This is a genomic window from Enterococcus sp. DIV2385 (genome assembly GCF_051711925.1).
GTDB classification, from domain to species: domain Bacteria; phylum Bacillota; class Bacilli; order Lactobacillales; family Enterococcaceae; genus Enterococcus; species Enterococcus faecalis.
The window spans coordinates 933,612-952,446 of the sequence record NZ_JBIONV010000001.1; the positions used below are offsets into that span (position 1 = coordinate 933,612).

At 38.3% G+C, this 18,835-nt stretch carries 13 protein-coding genes and 1 other annotated feature; of the genes, 8 read left to right on the forward strand and 5 right to left on the reverse strand.

The window, feature by feature from the left end:
- The first annotated feature begins 90 nt into the window (after positions 1-90).
- The 5 genes from IGM04_RS04670 (at position 91) to pheT (ending at position 11,680) form a co-directional block, all read left to right on the forward strand.
- The gene (locus tag IGM04_RS04670; RefSeq protein ID WP_086317781.1) at positions 91-3,681 is read left to right on the forward strand and encodes a PD-(D/E)XK nuclease family protein; all 3,591 of its coding nucleotides are present in this window, start codon (positions 91-93) and stop codon (positions 3,679-3,681) included.
- Entirely contained in the window at positions 3,674-7,468 is a 3,795-nt protein-coding gene (gene addA, locus IGM04_RS04675) for a helicase-exonuclease AddAB subunit AddA (protein ID WP_086317782.1), read from the forward strand. The genes IGM04_RS04670 and addA overlap by 8 nt, the downstream gene beginning before the upstream one ends.
- Positions 7,469-7,537: 69 nt before the next feature.
- Positions 7,538-7,882, forward strand: coding sequence for a winged helix-turn-helix transcriptional regulator (locus IGM04_RS04680; protein ID WP_002358035.1), 345 nt, complete (start codon positions 7,538-7,540; stop codon positions 7,880-7,882).
- Positions 7,883-7,925: 43 nt separating this feature from the next.
- Positions 7,926-8,144, forward strand: a binding site (T-box leader).
- Between the two features lie 58 nt (positions 8,145-8,202).
- A complete protein-coding gene (gene pheS / locus IGM04_RS04685; RefSeq protein WP_002358034.1) occupies positions 8,203-9,249 on the forward strand; it encodes a phenylalanine--tRNA ligase subunit alpha in 1,047 nt (348 codons plus the stop codon).
- 7 nt (positions 9,250-9,256) lie between these two features.
- Positions 9,257-11,680, forward strand: coding sequence for a phenylalanine--tRNA ligase subunit beta (gene pheT / locus IGM04_RS04690; RefSeq protein WP_086317783.1), 2,424 nt, complete (start codon positions 9,257-9,259; stop codon positions 11,678-11,680).
- Positions 11,681-11,877: 197 nt separating this feature from the next.
- Here pheT and IGM04_RS04695 read toward each other — a convergent pair whose 3' ends face one another.
- From IGM04_RS04695 to IGM04_RS04710, 4 genes are read right to left on the reverse strand one after another with little or no spacing between them, the layout of a single operon-like run.
- Entirely contained in the window at positions 11,878-12,543 is a 666-nt protein-coding gene (locus IGM04_RS04695) for an amino acid ABC transporter permease (RefSeq protein WP_002382114.1), read from the reverse strand.
- An 11-nt stretch (positions 12,544-12,554) separates the two neighbouring features.
- Complete coding sequence (locus tag IGM04_RS04700) at positions 12,555-13,268, reverse strand: amino acid ABC transporter permease (RefSeq protein WP_002363695.1); 714 nt, start codon at positions 13,266-13,268, stop codon at positions 12,555-12,557.
- A 45-nt stretch (positions 13,269-13,313) separates the two neighbouring features.
- Positions 13,314-14,141 carry a transporter substrate-binding domain-containing protein gene (locus IGM04_RS04705; RefSeq protein ID WP_002360586.1) on the reverse strand — a complete coding sequence of 276 codons (828 nt, stop codon included), beginning with the start codon at positions 14,139-14,141 and terminating at the stop codon, positions 13,314-13,316.
- Between the two features lie 34 nt (positions 14,142-14,175).
- Positions 14,176-14,907 (reverse strand): amino acid ABC transporter ATP-binding protein, encoded by a 732-nt coding sequence (locus tag IGM04_RS04710; RefSeq protein ID WP_002360585.1) that lies wholly within the window; start codon positions 14,905-14,907, stop codon positions 14,176-14,178.
- 264 nt (positions 14,908-15,171) lie between these two features.
- Between IGM04_RS04710 and racE the strand changes: the two genes are divergently transcribed.
- From racE to IGM04_RS04725, 3 genes are read left to right on the forward strand one after another with little or no spacing between them, the layout of a single operon-like run.
- The gene (gene racE / locus IGM04_RS04715) at positions 15,172-15,999 is read left to right on the forward strand and encodes a glutamate racemase (RefSeq protein ID WP_002369623.1); all 828 of its coding nucleotides are present in this window, start codon (positions 15,172-15,174) and stop codon (positions 15,997-15,999) included.
- Positions 15,992-17,347, forward strand: a complete 1,356-nt coding sequence (gene rph, locus IGM04_RS04720; RefSeq protein WP_002369622.1) for a ribonuclease PH — start codon at positions 15,992-15,994, stop codon at positions 17,345-17,347. Before racE ends, rph begins: the two co-directional genes overlap by 8 nt.
- A gap of 12 nt (positions 17,348-17,359) precedes the next feature.
- Positions 17,360-17,872: a metallophosphoesterase gene (locus tag IGM04_RS04725; RefSeq protein ID WP_002386618.1), complete on the forward strand. Its 513-nt coding sequence runs from the start codon at positions 17,360-17,362 to the stop codon at positions 17,870-17,872.
- Positions 17,873-17,965: 93 nt separating this feature from the next.
- On the opposite strand, the gene IGM04_RS04730 is transcribed toward IGM04_RS04725, so the two are convergent.
- Entirely contained in the window at positions 17,966-18,730 is a 765-nt protein-coding gene (locus IGM04_RS04730) for a DeoR/GlpR family DNA-binding transcription regulator (protein WP_002382117.1), read from the reverse strand.
- Between the last annotated feature and the right edge of the window lie 105 nt (positions 18,731-18,835).

The window sequence follows — 18,835 nt, forward strand, 5'->3', positions numbered from 1 at the left end:
GAAGGACGGAAATGTGTAAAAACAAACACATGTTTCCGTCCTTCTTTTGTGGTAAAATAAAGGCAGTGCAAAGGAAAAGGATGTGAAACCATGAGTGTGCAGTTTATTAGAGGAACCGCCGTGGCAGACTTAGAAGCGCCACTTATACAGGCGACAAAACAATGGCTAGAGGAAGACGCACAGCATGAAGTATTCTATTTAGTCCCGAACCATATTAAGTTTGAGCAAGAAATTCAAGTCTTGCAAAAGTTACGTCAATTACAGACAACTACGTCTGATTCAATAACCAGTACCCGTCTGCAGGTTTTTAGTTTTTATCGTTTGGCTTGGTACTATTTACAACATACACCTTTTTACTCGGCAGATGTTTTATCTGATGCAGGCGCTGCGATGATTTTCCGCAAAATTTTAGTAGAAGCAGAAGAAGAGTTACAAATTTTTAGAGGTGAAATTAACAAGCCTGGCTTTATTCAGCAACTATTTCAGCTTTATCAAGAAATGCGCGAAGGCAATATTGAGATTGCGGAGCTTTATCCATTTTTAGAAAAACAAACGGAGAACCCTAAAGGACAAGATTTACAACTTAAGTTTCAAGATTTAACGTTAATTTTTACGCGATTCCAATTGCAAATGAGTCAGTATGGCTATGAATCAGCGGAGATTATTCAACATTTAAGCGAGTATTTACAAACGGTTGATTTGTCGAATGTTCAATTCGTTATTTCAGGCTATCAGCAGTTTACTGCCAGAGAATTAAAGTTGATTGAAGTGCTAATGGCGCAAGCAGGTTCTGTGAAAGTAGCCCTTTTATTGGACAAACAATATCCGCATGACTTACCTGATCCGCGGTCGTTATTTTATGAAGCGGGACAAACCTATCATCAGCTTTATCAACTAGCAAGACAGAAGCAAATCCCGATTCTTTCAGATTATGTGGAAAAGAAAGAGGTATTAATTACAAATCCAGACTTGCAAGGATTAAACGATTATTGGATTCAATCGCAAGAACACCTGCCTCCATTAAGCACAACTGACTGGAGGGGCGATGGCTTATTTCTGTGGCGTGCTGAAAACGTTAAAGAAGAATTAACACATGTTGCAACCGAAATTCGCCGTTTAGTGGTGGAAGAAGGGTATCGGTACAAAGAAATTCAGGTGTTGACTCGTGATTTAGATTGTTATGAAAATTTATTAGAACCGATTTTTGCGGAACACGAGATTCCTGTTTATGTCGACCGAGATATGGCTATGGATCGGCATCCTTTAGTCGAATGGATTGAATCTTTATTTGCTATTCATTCGTACAATTATCGTTATCGTGATGTGCTCCGTTTTTTGAGAACGGAATTATTTATGCCAATGAATCAACACGCTACTTCTGAAGAAAGCTTGACTGATTGGTTAAACCAACGGAACGCTTGGCGCAGAAAAGTTGATATTACCGAAAATGTAGTCCTGGCATACGGCTATGAAGGTTATTATTGGTCACAAGAAAAAGATTGGGAATTTATTCGGTATGATTTTGAAGCGGAAGAGCAAGAAGATGTCGCTACGATGGAAGAAGAGTCAAATGCGATTCGTCAATCGCTTCAACGGCTGCTACCTAGTTACTTTCAAGCAATGATAAGTGCCAAAACTGGTTTGGAAGCAGCGACCGTCTTCTATCACTTTTTACTGCAAAGTGGTGTGGCAACACAATTAAAAATGTGGCGCTTACAAGCTATCGAAGCAGGTCAACTAGAAACAGCTCGTAACCATGAACAGACTTGGGATGCATTGATGTCATTACTAGATGAATACGTCACTGTTTACGGAGAAAGTTCGTTTGATTTTACAACGTTTCAAGAAATATTTGTTAGTGGCTTGGAAGGTTTGCACTATAGTAAAGTGCCGACAGCGATTGACCAAGTACAAGTTCGCGCAATGGATTTAACTCGACCTGGCGCTGCCAAGGTTACTTTTGCTATTGGGATGACGGAAGAAATTTTTCCACAAAAGATTGAAAATAAAACACTATTGTCTGATGAAGAACGTCAGACAATCAATGATACTTTAACGGAAAACCAATATTTACGTGGGACAACTGGGCGCAAAATTGCGCAAGAACCGTTTGTTGCGTATCTCGTCTTTTCTTCAGCGCGAGAACGGTTATATTTAACCTATCCAAGTGTTAAAGACACCGCTCAAGAAGTCAAACCGTCTCCTTATTTTAAAAATATCCAAAAAGATTTAAACTTGCCCGTTTTTGAAAAAAATGAAACAACCATTTTCGATGATGAAACGACCAGTTTAGCCCATATTAGTACGTATCGGACGTTAATCGGTGAATTAACGCGTTTGAAAAGACAACGGAAAGAAACACAAGAAGGATTGTTGCCTTTCTGGTTAAATATGGAAAAAGCGCTAATGAACCAATCAATTGCGCCGCTAGCCAAGCAAGTTTTCGAAAGTTTAACGCATCAAAATATTCCTGAAAAGATTGATGAGGTCTTAGCAGAACCTTTATATGGTAAAGATATTTATACATCCGTTTCTCGGATGGAGAGTTTTTATCGCTGTCAATATCAATACTTTTCTCGCTATGGCTTACGTTTGAAAGAAAGAGATGTCTTTGGGCTTTCGCCAGCAGCTACAGGGGAATTTTTCCATGAAGCATTGGATCAGTTCTTTAAATTATTGATTATGAATCAACGGAACTTATCTGAATTAACCGATCAGGAAGTCAATTTATTGGCGGAGGAAGTACTAAATAGTATTTTAGGGGATGCACGTTTTTCTGTATTAACGACCTCTAGTCGCATGAACTATATTCGCTATCAATTGAGTCAAACAATTAAAAAAGTCAGTTGGGCGCTGAAACGCCAAAGCCAACGAAGTGGCATGACGACTGTTCAAACGGAAGTGTTATTTGGCCAAATTGCCGCTAAAAAAGGAATTTCTGGTTTGGAATTACCATTAAAAAATCAAGGGAAAATTCATGTTCGGGGAAAAATCGACCGGATTGATCAATTGGTTACACCCGAATCAACCTATTTAGGTGTGATTGATTATAAATCGAGTCACCGTAAATTTAATATGACAGAAGCGTATTACGGCTTAGCCATGCAAATGCTGACGTACTTGGATGTGGCTTTAATGGATGCTGTGCAATTAGTTGGTCAAGAAGCTAAACCTGCTGGCTCACTTTATCTGCATGTACACAATCCTACGTTATCTTATGAAGGCAAAGACGACATTGAACAACAAATGCTTAAAAAATATCAGTTTGATGGTCTTTTGATGAAAGACCCAGATTTATTGGATCATTTAGATACGAGTCTGCAAGCTAAACAAAGTTCGTTGCTGTTTCCGATTGAAGAATCCGCCAAAGAACAAATTAAACCTGGTCGTCGCCAAGAAGATAAATTTGTGACAGAACCAGAATTAGGCGCGTTGCTTTCCCATAACCGAAATAAATTTATTGAAGCGGGGAATCAAATTATTGGCGGCGAAGTTCAACTTAATCCCGCTTATCAAGGCAAGGAACGGATTGCTTGTCGCTATTGTCCGTTTCGAAGTGTCTGTGATTTTGATGTGATGTTAAAAGAAAATAATTATCATCGTATTGAGAATTTATCCAAAGAGGAAATTATGGCGCGCTTGTTAAACAAAGATGAGGAAGGAGCAACCGAAGATGAGTAAAACAATTCCACTACGTCCAGCCAATGAGCAATTCACCGACAGTCAATGGCAAGCGGTGTTTGATGGCGATGAAAATATCTTAGTTTCTGCTTCGGCTGGCTCAGGAAAAACCACCGTTTTAGTCCGCCGTGTCATTGAAAAAGTCAAAAGCGGCGTCGATATCGATCGTCTCTTGATTGTGACGTACACTGAAGCCGCCGCCCGTGAGATGAAAGAACGTATCCAAGTGGCTTTACAAAAGGCAATGAATGAAGAACAAGATCCAGAAAGAAGACGGCATTTTTCTCGTCAAATTGCTCTTTTGCCAAAAGCCAATATCAGCACGTTACATGCCTTTTGTTTAACTGTTATTCGTCGTTTTTATTATTTAATTGACATAGATCCAGTTTTTCGGATGTTAACAGATGAAACAGAAACATTGTTATTAAAAGAAGATGTTTGGGATGCATTACGTGAACAATTTTATGCGGAAAATCAAGAAGAATTTTACCAATTAACAGCGAATTTTTCCAATGATCGTAGTGATGACGGACTCACTAACTTAATTTTTTCTTTTTATGAATTTGCCAAAGCCAATCCTGATCCAGAGGCGTGGATTAATGGCTTAACACAAGCCTACGAAGTAGGGGATCAGCTAGGCGAATCAACGTTATTTCAGACGTATTTAAAACCGCTAGCCGTTGAGACGTTACAACGAACTCTTCAGCGTTACGAAGAAATGGTGACCTTAACAGAGGGCGAAGAGAAACTTCAAAAGATTTGGTATTTAGCTCAAAATGAAAAGGAACAAACAAAACAATTTTTACAATTTTTAGAGAGAAATGATTTAGAAAGCGCCTATAATTTGACTGAATTGTTAAGCTTTGACCGCTACCCAACAGTTCGTGCCGAAGAGTTGAAACCGACCGCGGAACAAGCCAAACAGTTGCGAGAACAAAATAAAAAAGCGTTAAATGATTTGAAAAAGCAACTGTTTACACTTTCTCCAGATGCCATGAAACAAGTCTTGAAAGAGGCCACGCCCATTGTTCAAGAAATGGCTCACGTGGGGAAACAATTTATGGAGGCCTATGGCGCAGAAAAACGGCTTAAAAATTTAGTGGATTTTAACGATTTAGAACATTATACGTTAGCTATTTTAGCGAAAAATCAGGCAGATGGCTGGCATGCATCAGAAGCCTCGGTTTACTATCGAGAAAAATTTGATGAAGTGTTAGTCGATGAATACCAAGATATCAATCAATTACAAGAATCTATTTTGTATTGGTTGCGCCGCCCGCTTAGCGCAGAAGGAAACCTTTTTATGGTAGGAGATGTGAAACAGTCTATTTATTCTTTCCGCTTGGCAGATCCTACATTGTTTATTGAAAAATACAATCAGTATGGGCAAGGCAAAGAGGGCAAACGAATTATTCTAGCTGAAAATTTTCGTTCCCGCAAAGACGTTTTAGACTTTACGAATTTAGTATTTAGTCAATTAATGGATGAGCGAGTGGGCCAAATTGCTTACGATGAGTCAGCCGCTTTGGTTCATGGTTTTGATCAATTTTCGGAGGCAGCTGATTATTCAACTGAATTGCTAATTTATGAAAAAAAAGCAACAGAATCAGTTGAATTTCCAGAATTACAATCCCCTGAGTTGTTGATTGAAGATAAGACAGAAGGGGAACTTTACGTTACTGCTTTGAAAATTCGTGAATTAATTGACCAAAATTTCTTAATTTATGATAAAAAGCTGAAAACGGATCGACCGATTACGTATCAAGATATTGTCTTATTAACGCCTACAAAGAAAAATAATTTAACTATTTTAGATGTTTTTAAATCATTAGAAATTCCAGTTCAAGTCAATGATGCTCAAAATTATTTCCAAGCAACGGAAATTCGTACAATGATTGCCTTGCTTCAATTGATTGATAATCCTTATCAAGACATTCCTTTGGCAGCTGTGTTACGTTCACCAATTGTTGGATTAAAAGAAAACGAATTAGTGCTTATTCGTTTGGCTAATAAGGAAACCAGTTACTACGAAGCATTTTTAATGTTTAATCAAAAGATGGAACCAACCATGGAGGAAGCAGTTGTTCAGGAAAAAACTATACGTTTTGCTGAATCATTAGAAAAATGGCGGGAACAGGCTCGACGCAACCAGCTTAGCACCTTGCTGTGGACGATTTATCGGGAAACGGCCTATCTTGATTATGTTGGCGGGTTGCCTGTTGGCAAACAACGCCAAGCCAATTTATATGCGTTGGTCGATCGGGCCGCGGCGTATGAAAAAACAACCTTCCGCGGATTATTTCAATTTGTTCGCTTCATCGAAAAAATGCAAGAAAAAGACAAAGATTTAGCGGAACCAGTCGTTTTAAGTGAAGAGAATGCCGTACGCGTCATGACGATTCACGCTAGTAAAGGGTTAGAATTTCCGGTGGTATTCGTTTTAGATATGACCAAAGAATTTAATGTCAGTGATTTGAATGAACGCTATATCTTTGAAGAAAATTTAGGGGTAGGCATTCGTTATTTACAACCTGAAGAACGAGTTATGTACGATACTTTACCATTTTTGGCGATTAAACAAGTACGATTAAGAAAATTACTATCCGAAGAAATGCGGAAGTTATATGTGGCGTTGACACGTGCAGAACAGAAACTTTTTCTGGTAGGCTCCTATAAAGACCAAGCGGCGATGTGGAAAGAGTGGCTGAAAGTTGGCGATGTAGAAACACTGGTGCTACCAGCTGAAAATCGCTTGCAAAGTAAAAGTAGTTTAATGAATTGGGTTGGGATGACATTGGTACGTCATCAAAAAGCCGATGAATATCAGCAAGAAGTAGTAGTAAGTAACGTTCCGCAAGTCAAAAAGCACCCAGCTAACTTTCATATTCGGTGGTTCAACGAAGAACAACTACGAGCAGCCATTCAGCAATTACAATTGCCAGAAAGACAAGCAGAGGATTTAGCCGAAAAAGCGCAATTATCTGCTGACAAAATCAATCGTGGTCTTGCACGGTTAAGTTTCAATTATCCGTTTGAAGTGGCTACTCGGACCACCAGTTATCAGTCTGTTTCTGAAATCAAGCGAGTATTTGATGACCCCGATAACAAAGAAATTGGTAAAATTGAGGTTCGGGAAGACAATACTATTCAAGCGCAACCGTTGATTGTCAATCGAATGATTGAAGGAGATTTAAGTAAGCCTAAATTTTTAGATACGGTTCAAGCGCCCTCAGCAGCTGAAATTGGGACAGCAACCCATTATTTATTACAACTAATTGATTTAAGTACACAACCTTCTTACGAGGAAGTGCGAGCTGTTCAAGAACGCTTAGTGGAAAATAAATTGATTTTACCAGCAATTGCTGAAAAAATGAATCTGGAACAAATCGTGGCCTTCTTTGAGACCGCCTTAGGAAAACAATTGATTCAACACCATCAAACCGTTAGAAGGGAACAACCTTTTTCTATGCTGATTGAAGCAGAAGAGCTCATTCAAAATTATCCAGAAACGACACAAGATGATTTATTAATTCATGGGATTATTGATGGCTATATCGAATTAGACAATCAATGCATTTTGTATGACTATAAAACCGATCATGTAAAAGGCACCTCTCCCCAAGCGATTTCTGAAATTGTCGAACGGTATCGCGGACAGATGAATCTTTATCGTAGAGCGCTACAAGAGGCAACGCATAAAGAGGTGTCGCACGTCTATTTAATTTTATTAAATGGAGGAGTAATTATTGACATGCAGACAGGAAATGTTGTAGATTTTATAAAGTAGAAAAAATTAGAAGCAGAAACACTTACATTTTGTAAGGAATGTGCTATACTCATTGAAGAGGTGAGGAAGATGGAAAAAGTAAAAACAGAATCGTTTGTACTTTGTCCCAAATTTGAAAAATCATTTTCAATACTTGGTAAAAAATGGAATGGTTTAATTATTGATGTTTTATTAGAACGAGGTCCTCAACGTTTTGGCGAATTAAAAGAAAAAATTCCAATGTTAAGTGATCGTGTCTTAGTAGAGCGATTGAAGGAACTAGAAGCTGAAGGAATTATCACCAAAGCTGTTCGTTGCGGTGAAGGAAATCGCTTAGAATATTTCCTAACCGAAAAAGGCGAAGACTTGCAATTAGCAATGGAACAAATTCAACATTGGGCAGAAAAATGGGTAAAAGACGAAGAATGCAGTTGACCGCAAGCAAAACTTCTTGTAAACTAAACGTAATTAAATAACTAAAAAAACAGTGATGGAAACAAGTAGTTTGAATTGACGTGTTTTAGGGAGAGTCAGCCAGAGACTGGAAGCTGATTTACACAGTCACCAAGCGAAATTCACTTCCTGAGTTTGTTTGTTTTCAAGAAGAAAGCAAACCGGTAATTGCCGTTAAATGAAATGAGTGCATGACAACAATTTGTTATGAATTAGGATGGTAACACGATAGCTCGTTCCTTTGAAAGGAATGGGTTATCGTTTTTTTTTTAGTTTAAATAAAAGATAGAGGGGAACGCATAATGACATTACAAGCGCAATTAGAAGCTCTTAGAGACAATACGCTCAAAGAAATCGCACAAGTTGCTACTTTAAAAGAATTAAACCAAATTCGCGTAGAAACATTAGGAAAAAAAGGGCCAATCACCGAAGTATTAAGAGGCATGAAAAACCTTTCACCAGAAGAACGACCAGTGGTGGGGGGCTTTGCAAATGAAATTCGTGATTTATTAACAGAAGCAATTGAAGCGCGCAAAGTTGTTTTAGAAAACGAAGCGTTAAATGCGGCACTAAAAGAAGAAAGTTTAGATGTAACTTTACCTGGAAAACAAATGCCTCAAGGCACACGTCATATTTTGACACAAGTTATGGAAGAGATTGAAGATATTTTCTTAGGCATGGGTTATCAAGTAGTGGAAGGATACGAAGTAGAATCGGATCACTATAATTTCGAACGCATGAATCTACCAAAAGATCATCCGGCACGCGACATGCAAGATACGTTTTATATTTCAGATGAGATGTTAATTCGTACGCATACTTCACCAGTTCAAGCTCGAACAATGGAAAAACACGATTTTTCAAAAGGTGCATTACGAATGATTTCTCCTGGGAAAGTATTCCGTCGTGATACAGATGATGCGACACATAGTCACCAATTCCATCAGATTGAAGGCCTTGTTGTCGATAAAAATGTCACAATGGGTGATTTAAAAGGGACGTTAGAAGTCATGATGAAAAAAATGTTTGGTGAAGATCGTAAAATTCGTTTACGTCCTAGCTATTTCCCTTTTACAGAACCTTCAGTCGAAGTAGATGTTAGCTGTTTTAAATGTGGCGGCGCAGGTTGTAACGTCTGCAAACATACAGGTTGGATTGAAATTTTAGGTGCGGGGATGGTTCATCCAGATGTGTTACAAATGTCAGGGATTGATCCAACAGAGTACTCAGGCTTTGCCTTTGGCTTAGGACCAGATCGCGTTGCTATGTTACGTTATGGTGTAAATGATATCCGTAATTTTTATCAAAATGATTTACGTTTCTTAAATCAATTCAAGGTAAAGGAGTAGTTGAAAAATGTTAGTTTCTTATAAATGGTTAAATGAATATGTTAATCTTTCAAACGTTACTCCGCAAGAATTAGCGGACAAAATGTCTGTGACAGGTATCGAAGTTGAGGGCGTTGCTGTACCTGAAGAAGGATTAAAGAAAATTGTTGTCGGTGAAGTAAAAGAATGTGTTCCTCATCCAAACTCTGACCACTTATCAATTTGCCAAGTAGACATCGGTGAAGAAGAATTGTCACAAATTGTTTGTGGAGCACCAAATGTAAAAGCAGGAATTAAAGTCATCGTAGCATTACCTGGTTCAAGAATTGCAGGAAATCAAAAAATTAAAAAAGGTAAAATGCGTGGCGAAGTCTCTAACGGAATGATTTGTTCGTTAGAAGAGCTAGGATATTCAGACAATGTCGTACCAAAAGCCTATGCTGAAGGGATTTATTATTTACCTCAAGAAGCAGTGAATGGGACACCTGTTTTCCCTTATTTAGACATGGATGATGCGATTATTGAATTATCAATTACACCAAACCGTGCAGATGCACTAAGTATGAGAGGGGTAGCCTATGAAGTTGGCGCAATTTATCGTCAAACGCCTCAGTTTAATGATCCCGAACTCAAAGAAGATGCTTCAGATAACGTGGGAAATTACGTAACAGTGACTGTTGAAGATTCACAAGATGCACCAGCGTATCAAATTCGTGTCATTAAAGATGTGACGATTGCAGAAAGTCCTCAGTGGTTGCAAAATCGATTGATGAATGAAGGAATCCGTCCGATTAACAATGTGGTGGACGTGACAAATTATATTTTATTATTATTTGGTCAACCATTGCATGCATTTGATTATCAAAAATTAGATAGCAAAGAAATCTTGGTTCGTCGAGCAACAGCAGCAGAAGAACTAATTACATTAGATGGTGAAACACGTCAATTAACAGAAGAAAATATCGTCATTACGAATGGAAAAACGCCTGTCGGCTTAGCCGGTGTAATGGGTGGGGCTAATTCTGAAATCAGTCAAGAAACAACAACTGTGGCTTTAGAAGCGGCATTGTTCAATCCATTGTCTATTCGCAAAACGTCTAAACAATTCAATTTACGGAGTGAATCTTCAAGTAGATTTGAAAAAGGCATCAACCAAGCGACAGTTGGGCTAGCTTGTGATGTGGCAGCCGCGATGATTGCAGAGTTAGCCGACGGAACAGTAGTCTCAGGCACTGCAATTGGTTCTGAAGTGGCCGTTAAAGAAGCGCAGGTAGCTGTGACTTTAGAACGAATCAACCAATATTTAGGCACTGCATTAGATGAAGCAACGGTGAATGAAATTTTTGAAGCACTCGGTTTTGCTTATGAAGTAAATCAAGGCGCCTATGAAATTACGATTCCACCAAGACGTTGGGATATTGCGATTGAAGCAGATATTATTGAAGAAGTGGCGCGCATTTATGGATATGATCATTTACCTTCAACATTGCCAAGTGGAGAAACAGTTGCTGGAAGTCTAACCAAAGCACAACATGTTACGCGCCAATTAAAGAGCTTACTGGAAGGTCATGGTACGAGTGAAGCCATCAGCTATGCGTTGACAACAGAAGAAAAATCCCGTCAATTTATGATGAAAGAAAGTCAAACAACACGGTTGCAATGGCCAATGAGTGAAGAGCGTTCTGTGTTACGTATGAACTTAATTTCTGGTTTATTAGATGATGTCGCATACAATGTGGCACGTAAAAATAATAATATCGCCTTCTACGAAGTAGGACGCGTTTTCTACCAAACAGAAGATCCAACAAAAAATTTACCTACAGAAGAAAATCACTTAGCACTTGCTTTAACTGGTAATACAATGGTTAAAGATTGGCAAACAAAAGCAACAGCCGTTGATTTTTATACAGTAAAAGGCTTAGTGGAAAGTATTGTAGCTGTTTTAGGATTAACAGAAAAAATCAGTTATCAAGCGACAACGGCGATTCCAGAAATGCATCCAGGCCGGACAGCATGGATTTATTTAGAAGATGAAGTGGTTGGTTTTGTCGGACAAGTTCACCCAACGACAGCGAAAGCGTACGATATTCCTGAAACATATGTTGCTGAATTAAACTTGCAACAATTAGTAGCCACAGAAGCAGGCGGGGTTACTTATGAAGCAGTTTCTAAATTCCCAGCAGTTTCTCGAGATATTGCTTTATTAGTCGATGAAACAGTTACCAATCAAGAACTAGTTAAAACTATTTCAGATAACGCAGGTAAATATTTGAAAGAGATTCATTTATTTGATGTATATCAAGGTGAAAAACTAGGCGCTGGCAAAAAATCAATGGCGTATAGTTTAACTTTCGTTAATGCAGAAGCGACATTAGTGGATGAAGAAATTAACCGTTCAATGGAAAAAGTTGAAAAAGCGCTAATTGAAAAACATCAAGTAGAAGTAAGATAAAATAAAAACAGGAAAGTGGGGCATAAGTCGAAATGACTTATGCCCCACTTTCTAAATCTTAAGATAATCAGCTGAACAAAAGCAGCTCCTTCGGAAATAAGCCGAAATTCTCCAAAAATTAAAGAACAATTTTCGGAAATTCCTTCTTATTTCTTGGAGCTAAACACTTTTGTCTCAGCCTCCTGTTTTTAACTACATTAATAACTTTTCGCCCAATTTCGTGAAAGCCAACGTGAAAATTGTGAGATACTAAAGTTAATAATGAAATAAATTAGGGCGACGATTCCGTAAATAGTGAATACTTGTCCTGTTTGTGCGTAGCGCCCCATTAAGATATAAGATTTGCCAAAGAGTTCTTGCAAAGCAATCACGGAATACAAGAAACTTGTATCCTTGATGACAGTAACAAACTGAGAAACGATCGCTGGTAAAACATTGCGAATGGCTTGAGGCAAAACAATATGATAAAGAATTTGCCAATTTGAAAACCCTTGAGAACGCGCCGCTTCAATTTGTCCTTTATCAACACCATTTAAACCACCACGAATAATTTCCGCTAAAGCAGCGGTAGTAAACACAGTAAAACTCACAATTCCAGCAGGTGTGGATTTGATTTTGAAAATCAAAAAAATAACATAAATCCACAATAAGTTTGGAATATTACGCACTACTTCTACATAAATACTGGCAAGTAACTTCAGTGGTCCATGGGTTTGATTTCGCAAAACGGCTAGAATGGTGCCAAAAATCGTACTCAAAATAATTGAGACGAAGGAAATATAGAGCGTCAATTTTAAGCCGTTAAATAGAAATTGAAAATTATTTGCTGTCAGTAATTGACGCATTTCTTCTGAAAAAGGCATCTGTTTTCCTCCTATCTGCTATATGCTTTCTTATTTTTTTCTTCCATTTTTCTAGCCAAATTCGCTAATGGGAAGCAAAGAATGAAATATAAGAAACCAGCAAGCGCAAAGGCGGGAATATAGTTCAAGTTGACAGACGACCAACTATTGGCAGCAAACATTACGTCAGCGCCAGAAATAATGGCAACTGTTGACGTATTTTTAATTAGATTCACTACTTGATTGGTTAAAGGCGGTAACATAATCCGCCATGCTTGTGGTAAAATCACATACCGCATCGTTTGACCATACGTTAATCCTTGGGAGTAAGCCGCTTCAAATTGCCCTCTTGGGACAGCTCCGATTCCTGAGCGAACCACTTCAGAAATGTAGGCGCCATGATAGAGGCCTACACACAGAATGGCAATCGTAGTAATAGAAAATGAAAGCAGCGGGCTTAGCAGAGGAAAGCCATAATAGACTACGATAAATTGAATCAACAAAGGTGTGTTTTGAAAAAATTCTACATAGACACGACTAATTGCGTGTAAAAGTTTACTTTTGGTCGCTGATAAACTGCCAAAGAAAATGCCTAAAGCAAAGGCAACTAAGATCGCTCCTAAAGAAAGCAGAATAGTATAGAGAAATGCCTGACCAAAAATTCGCCAATCTTGAAATAAAGCTTCCCAACGATATAAGGCAAATGGCCCTTCTTCAAGCCAGGAAATATTGGCTAACAAAAACATAAAAATCCCTCCTAAAATTTTTGATTCTTCAAGTCTTAGGAATGATTAATTTTTTAAGCCCCAGTCTTGATAAATTTTTTCTAGTGTGCCGTCTTTTTCCCATTTTTCAATTAAACCATTTAGATAATCATTTAATTCAGTATTTGCTTTCTTTGTGGTAATTCCATATTCTTGTGGCGAAAAACCATCTTTTAAAATTTCTGTCTTGCCATCCACATAGCCAGATAGGATTGATTTATCCACTGAAAATGCATCAATTCGTTTAGAAGTTAACGCTGTTTTTAATTCTGGATAGGAACCTAATTCTTGATAAGTAAATTTGATTCCTTCCTCTTGCGCTTTTTTCTCTAAGTTTTCTTTTGTCGTAGCAGATTGTGCAACGCCGATTGTTTTTCCGTCTAAATCTTTCATGCTGGAGAAGTTATCCTCTTTGCGCACAAGGAAACCAATCTCATCTGTATAATAAGGAGTTGTAAAATTATAAGTCTTTTTACGTTCATCAGTAATTGTAAATGTAGCAATTACCATATCTAGTTCACCATTGTCTAAAAGGGGACCGCGCGTTTTCGCTGTCACGCCCACAAATTCCACATTCTCTTCGCTGCCGGTAATTTCTTTCGCAATCAAGCGTGCAATATCTGGTTCCATTCCTTCATTTTTGTTTGTATCAGGATTCATATAGCCAAAATTAGGAATGTCTTCTTTGACACCTACTTTAATTTTCCCTGCTTTTTTTAATTGTTCTACTGTGACCGTTTTGTTTGATGAAGCACTTTTGGAAGTTGAGTCATTGTTGCCGCTACCACAGCCCACAATGATGCCTGCTAATACAAGTAGGGAGAGTCCAGCCAGCCATTTATTTTGTTTTTTCATTCCTTCATTCCTCCAATTTTTTGTTTTTTATTCATTACCCGTTATGAATAATTTTACTTAGAAATTCTTTTGCACGAGGGTTTTCAGTGCTTGTAAAGAAATGTTCAGGCGTTCCTTGTTCAATAATCTGTCCTTGGTCCATGAAGATTACACGGTCAGCCACTTGGCGAGCAAAGCCCATCTCATGTGTGACACAAACCATGGTAATATTTTGTTTGGAAAGATCGACCATTACATCTAAAACTTCTTGAATCATTTCTGGATCAAGTGCCGAAGTCGGTTCATCAAAAAGGATAATCTCAGGATGCATATTTAAGGCACGAGCAATAGCGACCCGTTGTTGCTGCCCGCCAGAAAGCTGCGAAGGATAAGCAGAAGCTTTATCAGCCAAACCGACTCGTTCTAAATACTCCATGCCAGTACGAACCGCTTCGTCTTTGGAAACGCCCATCACTTTAATCGGTGCTAACGTTAAATTATCAATAATCGTTTTGTGAGCATATAAGTTAAAATTTTGAAAGACCATGGCAACTTTCTGGCGAACCTTTTGAATCGGTGCTTTCGGTTTGGTGATGTCAATGTTATCAATTACGACGGAACCATCATTGACTTTTTCCAATTGGTTCATACACCGAATTAATGTACTTTTGCCAGAGCCAGAGGGTCCGATAATGACAATTTTTTCTCCTTGCTCTACATTCAAAGTAATATCTTTTAAAACGTGATGCTCCCCAAAATACTTATTTACATGTTCTAAAGAAATCATAGGCAGTCTCCTTTGCAATCATTTGGTAGAAAAGATAACAGAGGATTCGGTGAGAAACGTGTTATTTAAATTAAATTAACCAAATGTATTTCTAATTGTATTCTCAATGTTAGGAATTATAACATACAAAAAAATGAATTACTAGTTTTTTAATCGAAAAAGATTTCCTTCAAAAAAAGAAATAAATGAGAGCAAAACAGGAAAAATTGACAATAGTCCTTAAAAAGTAGAAAATAAAGGCAGTGAATAAAAGGCAAAGGTAGGATGAGAATGAGCAATCAAGAAGCCATTGGATTAATTGATTCTGGCGTTGGTGGATTAACTGTTTTAAAGGAAGCGCTAAAACAATTACCAAATGAACGATTAATTTATTTAGGAGATACAGCCCGTTGCCCATATGGTCCACGACCAGCCGAACAAGTCGTTCAGTTTACTTGGGAAATGGCCGATTTTTTATTGAAAAAACGAATAAAAATGCTAGTAATCGCATGTAATACCGCGACGGCTGTCGCATTAGAAGAAATTAAAGCTGCCTTGCCAATTCCAGTTGTCGGTGTTATTTTACCTGGCGCACGAGCAGCCGTTAAAGTCACAAAAAATAACAAGATTGGTGTCATAGGTACGTTAGGGACAATCAAAAGTGCTTCCTATGAAATCGCCATTAAAAGTAAGGCACCAACAATTGAGGTGACTAGTTTAGCTTGCCCTAAATTTGTCCCAATTGTTGAAAGTAATCAATATCGTTCTTCCGTAGCAAAAAAAATTGTGGCAGAAACACTTCAAGCACTACAATTAAAAGGACTTGATACGTTGATTTTAGGTTGTACCCATTACCCGTTGTTACGTCCGGTGATTCAAAATGTGATGGGGAGTCATGTGACATTAATTGACTCAGGAGCCGAAACAGTTGGCGAAGTCAGCATGCTTCTCGATTATTTTGACATTGCCCACACGCCTGAAGCGCCTACACAGCCCCATGAATTTTATACAACTGGTTCTGCAAAAATGTTTGAAGAGATTGCAAGCAGTTGGCTTGGTATAGAGAACTTAAAAGCACAACAGATTCACTTAGGAGGAAACGAAAATGATTAGACATGATAGTCGTGCACCAAAAGAATTGCGAAAGATCACTATTGAAACCAATGTTTTTAAACATCCAGAAGGTTCGGTGGTTATTTCGTTTGGTGATACAAAAGTAATTTGCTCAGCCACTGTCGAAGAAAAGGTTCCCCCATTTTTACGAGGCGGGGGAACAGGTTGGGTAGCAGCTGAATATAGCATGCTCCCTCGCGCGACGAACACAAGAAATATTCGGGAAAGTGCGAAAGGAAAATTAACAGGGCGAACAATGGAGATTCAACGTTTGATTGGGCGGTCATTGCGAGCTGTTGTTGACTTAGAAAAGTTAGGGGAACGGAGCATTGTTGTCGATTGTGATGTGATTCAAGCAGATGGGGGAACCCGTACAGCTAGTATTACAGGCGCTTTTGTTGCTCTACGCTTAGCAGTCAATCATTTATTGATGACTGGTGCGCTAGCGGAAGACCCAATTAAAGAGCATTTAGCTGCTGTCAGCGTGGGTATTTTACCCGATGGTTATTGTGTGCTGGACTTAGATTACGCAGAGGACTCGAATGCTGCAGTGGATATGAACATCGTGATGACCGAATCTGGTGAATTTGTGGAAATTCAAGGAACGGGTGAAGAAGCTACCTTCTCAGGAGATGAGTTAAATGCCATGCTCTTTTATGGAAAAACAGGGATTGAGGAATTAATTGCGTATCAGAAAGAAGCGCTTTATGCTTTAGCCTCTGAAGAAGTCCCTTCGCAAGATTCAGAAGAGAAAGTGATTGTCATTGCGACTAGAAATCCTGGTAAAGCGAAAGAGTTTAGTTCAATTTTTGGTGAAAAAGGATATACAGTTAAGACGTTATTAGATTATCCGAATTTGCCAGATGTAGAAGAAACTGGTCGAACATTTGAAGAAAATGCTCGTCTAAAAGCTGAAACAATTGCAGAAATTTTACAGAAACCAGTACTAGCAGATGATTCAGGATTAATTGTTGATGCCTTAGGAGGAATGCCAGGGATTTATTCTGCTCGTTTTGCTGGTGAGCCAACTAACGATGCTTCAAATAATGCGAAACTACTACATGAGTTAACGGGCGTGCCAAAAGAAAAAAGACAAGCGCGTTTCCATTGTACATTGGTTTTTGCTGAACCAAAGAAAGAAAGTCTGGTGGTCGAAGCTGAATGGCCAGGAGAAGTCGGTACGATTCCTCGTGGTGAAGGAGGCTTTGGGTACGATTCACTTTTCTATGTTCCAGAGCTTGGTAAGACGGCAGCTGAATTGTCTGGAGAAGAGAAAAATAAAGTTAGTCATCGTGGACAAGCAGTGGCAAAATTAAAAGAACAATGGGAAGAATGGCTAAAAAAATAGGAGTTGAAACGTATGAAAATCTTGGTAGTAAGCGATAATCATGGCGACCGTGACTGTTTAGTTGACTTAGTGAATCATTATGAAGGACAAGTCGATGCACTCTTTCACTGTGGTGATTCTGAATTAGAACCGACAGATGAACTTTGGCAAAAATTCATTGTAGTCCAAGGAAATTGTGATTTTTATGATGAATTTCCCAAAACTGTGACTAAAAAAGTGGGAGATCAAGTTATTTATATGACACATGGTCATTTGGCCAATGTTAGAATGGGGCTCACGACACTTGCTTTACAGGCGGAAGAAGCAGGAGCGACAATTGCCTTATTTGGTCACACTCATGTACTCGGTGCAGAGCGACACAATAACATTCTCTTTGTTAATCCGGGAAGTATTCGTTTACCTCGTGGACCAGTTCAAGAGAAAACATATGCCATAATTGAAAGTACACCTGAACAATATCTCGTTCAGTATTATAACAAAGAGCATCAACCGTTGGAACGATTAAAGGCAACGTTTACGAAGTAAGTGAATGTTAAGAAATAAGTGCTATTTTTTTATTTATCAGATTTTGAGCGTAGGACAAAAATCCAAAAGAGATTTTTGTCCTACGCTCTTTTTTTAGTCGACTTGGATAACCTTTAAGCCGGTCTTACGAAGTTCTGTAATTAAAGTTGATGAGCAATGTTTGTCTGTAATCAAACAATCAAAAGCGGTAATATCAGCAATTTTAAATTTAGACGTCAAGCCGATTTTTCGATGGTCTGCGACCAGAATTTTTACTTTTGTTGTTTGTTTTATCATAAGCTCATTAATTTTTGCTTCATTGAAAATTTTTGTAGTGACGCCATGTTCTAAACTGACCCCGCTACAGCCAATTACGCAAACATCGGCATGCGTTGCGGTGATTGTGTTAATGGCAATATCTCCTACCAGAACTTCTTTGGGAAAACGTAATTCGCCTCCGGTCAAAATATAATTGTATTGAGAAACATGAGGCTTGGTGGCAATTTTTAAATTATTCGTTACGATGGTCAGATGGTCGGCCTTTAAATAATGGAGAATATTCAAAGCAGTGGAACTTGAATTAATGAAAACGGTATCATAATCACTTAGATAGCTACAAGCAACACGAGCAATGGCTTGTTTTAATAACTCCGGTCCTGATTGATCAAAGTCTTTCTGATTTTGGTCGTTGTAAATACAATACCCATATTTTCGAATGATGTCATTCTTAGTTTCTAAGACATTTAAATCACGACGAATTGTGCTTAAGGAAACATTTAAAGCATCTGCTAATTTATAGGTAGTCATTTGTTTGTTTTTTTGCAGCAGCGCGAGAATGTTTTGTTGCCTTTTTTCAATGGTTTCTAATGAACTTTTCAAGTAATACAACCTCCTTTAGTTATTTTTTGGACACGGTCCCCCATGAAATAGTATAGCTCATAGGAAAACAAAACACGTAAAAGAATCATTAAAAGTGCAAACAAT

Coding starts and splice junctions, on each gene's coding strand:
- rph (WP_002369622.1), top strand. CDS start 15,992: ATGATTAGACATGATAGTCGTGCACCAAAAGAATTGCGAAAGATCACT.
- racE (WP_002369623.1), top strand. CDS start 15,172: ATGAGAATGAGCAATCAAGAAGCCATTGGATTAATTGATTCTGGCGTT.
- IGM04_RS04695 (WP_002382114.1), bottom strand. CDS start 12,543: ATGCCTTTTTCAGAAGAAATGCGTCAATTACTGACAGCAAATAATTTT.
- IGM04_RS04705 (WP_002360586.1), bottom strand. CDS start 14,141: ATGAAAAAACAAAATAAATGGCTGGCTGGACTCTCCCTACTTGTATTA.
- pheS (WP_002358034.1), top strand. CDS start 8,203: ATGACATTACAAGCGCAATTAGAAGCTCTTAGAGACAATACGCTCAAA.
- addA (WP_086317782.1), top strand. CDS start 3,674: ATGAGTAAAACAATTCCACTACGTCCAGCCAATGAGCAATTCACCGAC.
- IGM04_RS04700 (WP_002363695.1), bottom strand. CDS start 13,268: ATGTTTTTGTTAGCCAATATTTCCTGGCTTGAAGAAGGGCCATTTGCC.
- IGM04_RS04670 (WP_086317781.1), top strand. CDS start 91: ATGAGTGTGCAGTTTATTAGAGGAACCGCCGTGGCAGACTTAGAAGCG.
- IGM04_RS04680 (WP_002358035.1), top strand. CDS start 7,538: ATGGAAAAAGTAAAAACAGAATCGTTTGTACTTTGTCCCAAATTTGAA.
- IGM04_RS04725 (WP_002386618.1), top strand. CDS start 17,360: ATGAAAATCTTGGTAGTAAGCGATAATCATGGCGACCGTGACTGTTTA.
- IGM04_RS04710 (WP_002360585.1), bottom strand. CDS start 14,907: ATGATTTCTTTAGAACATGTAAATAAGTATTTTGGGGAGCATCACGTT.
- pheT (WP_086317783.1), top strand. CDS start 9,257: ATGTTAGTTTCTTATAAATGGTTAAATGAATATGTTAATCTTTCAAAC.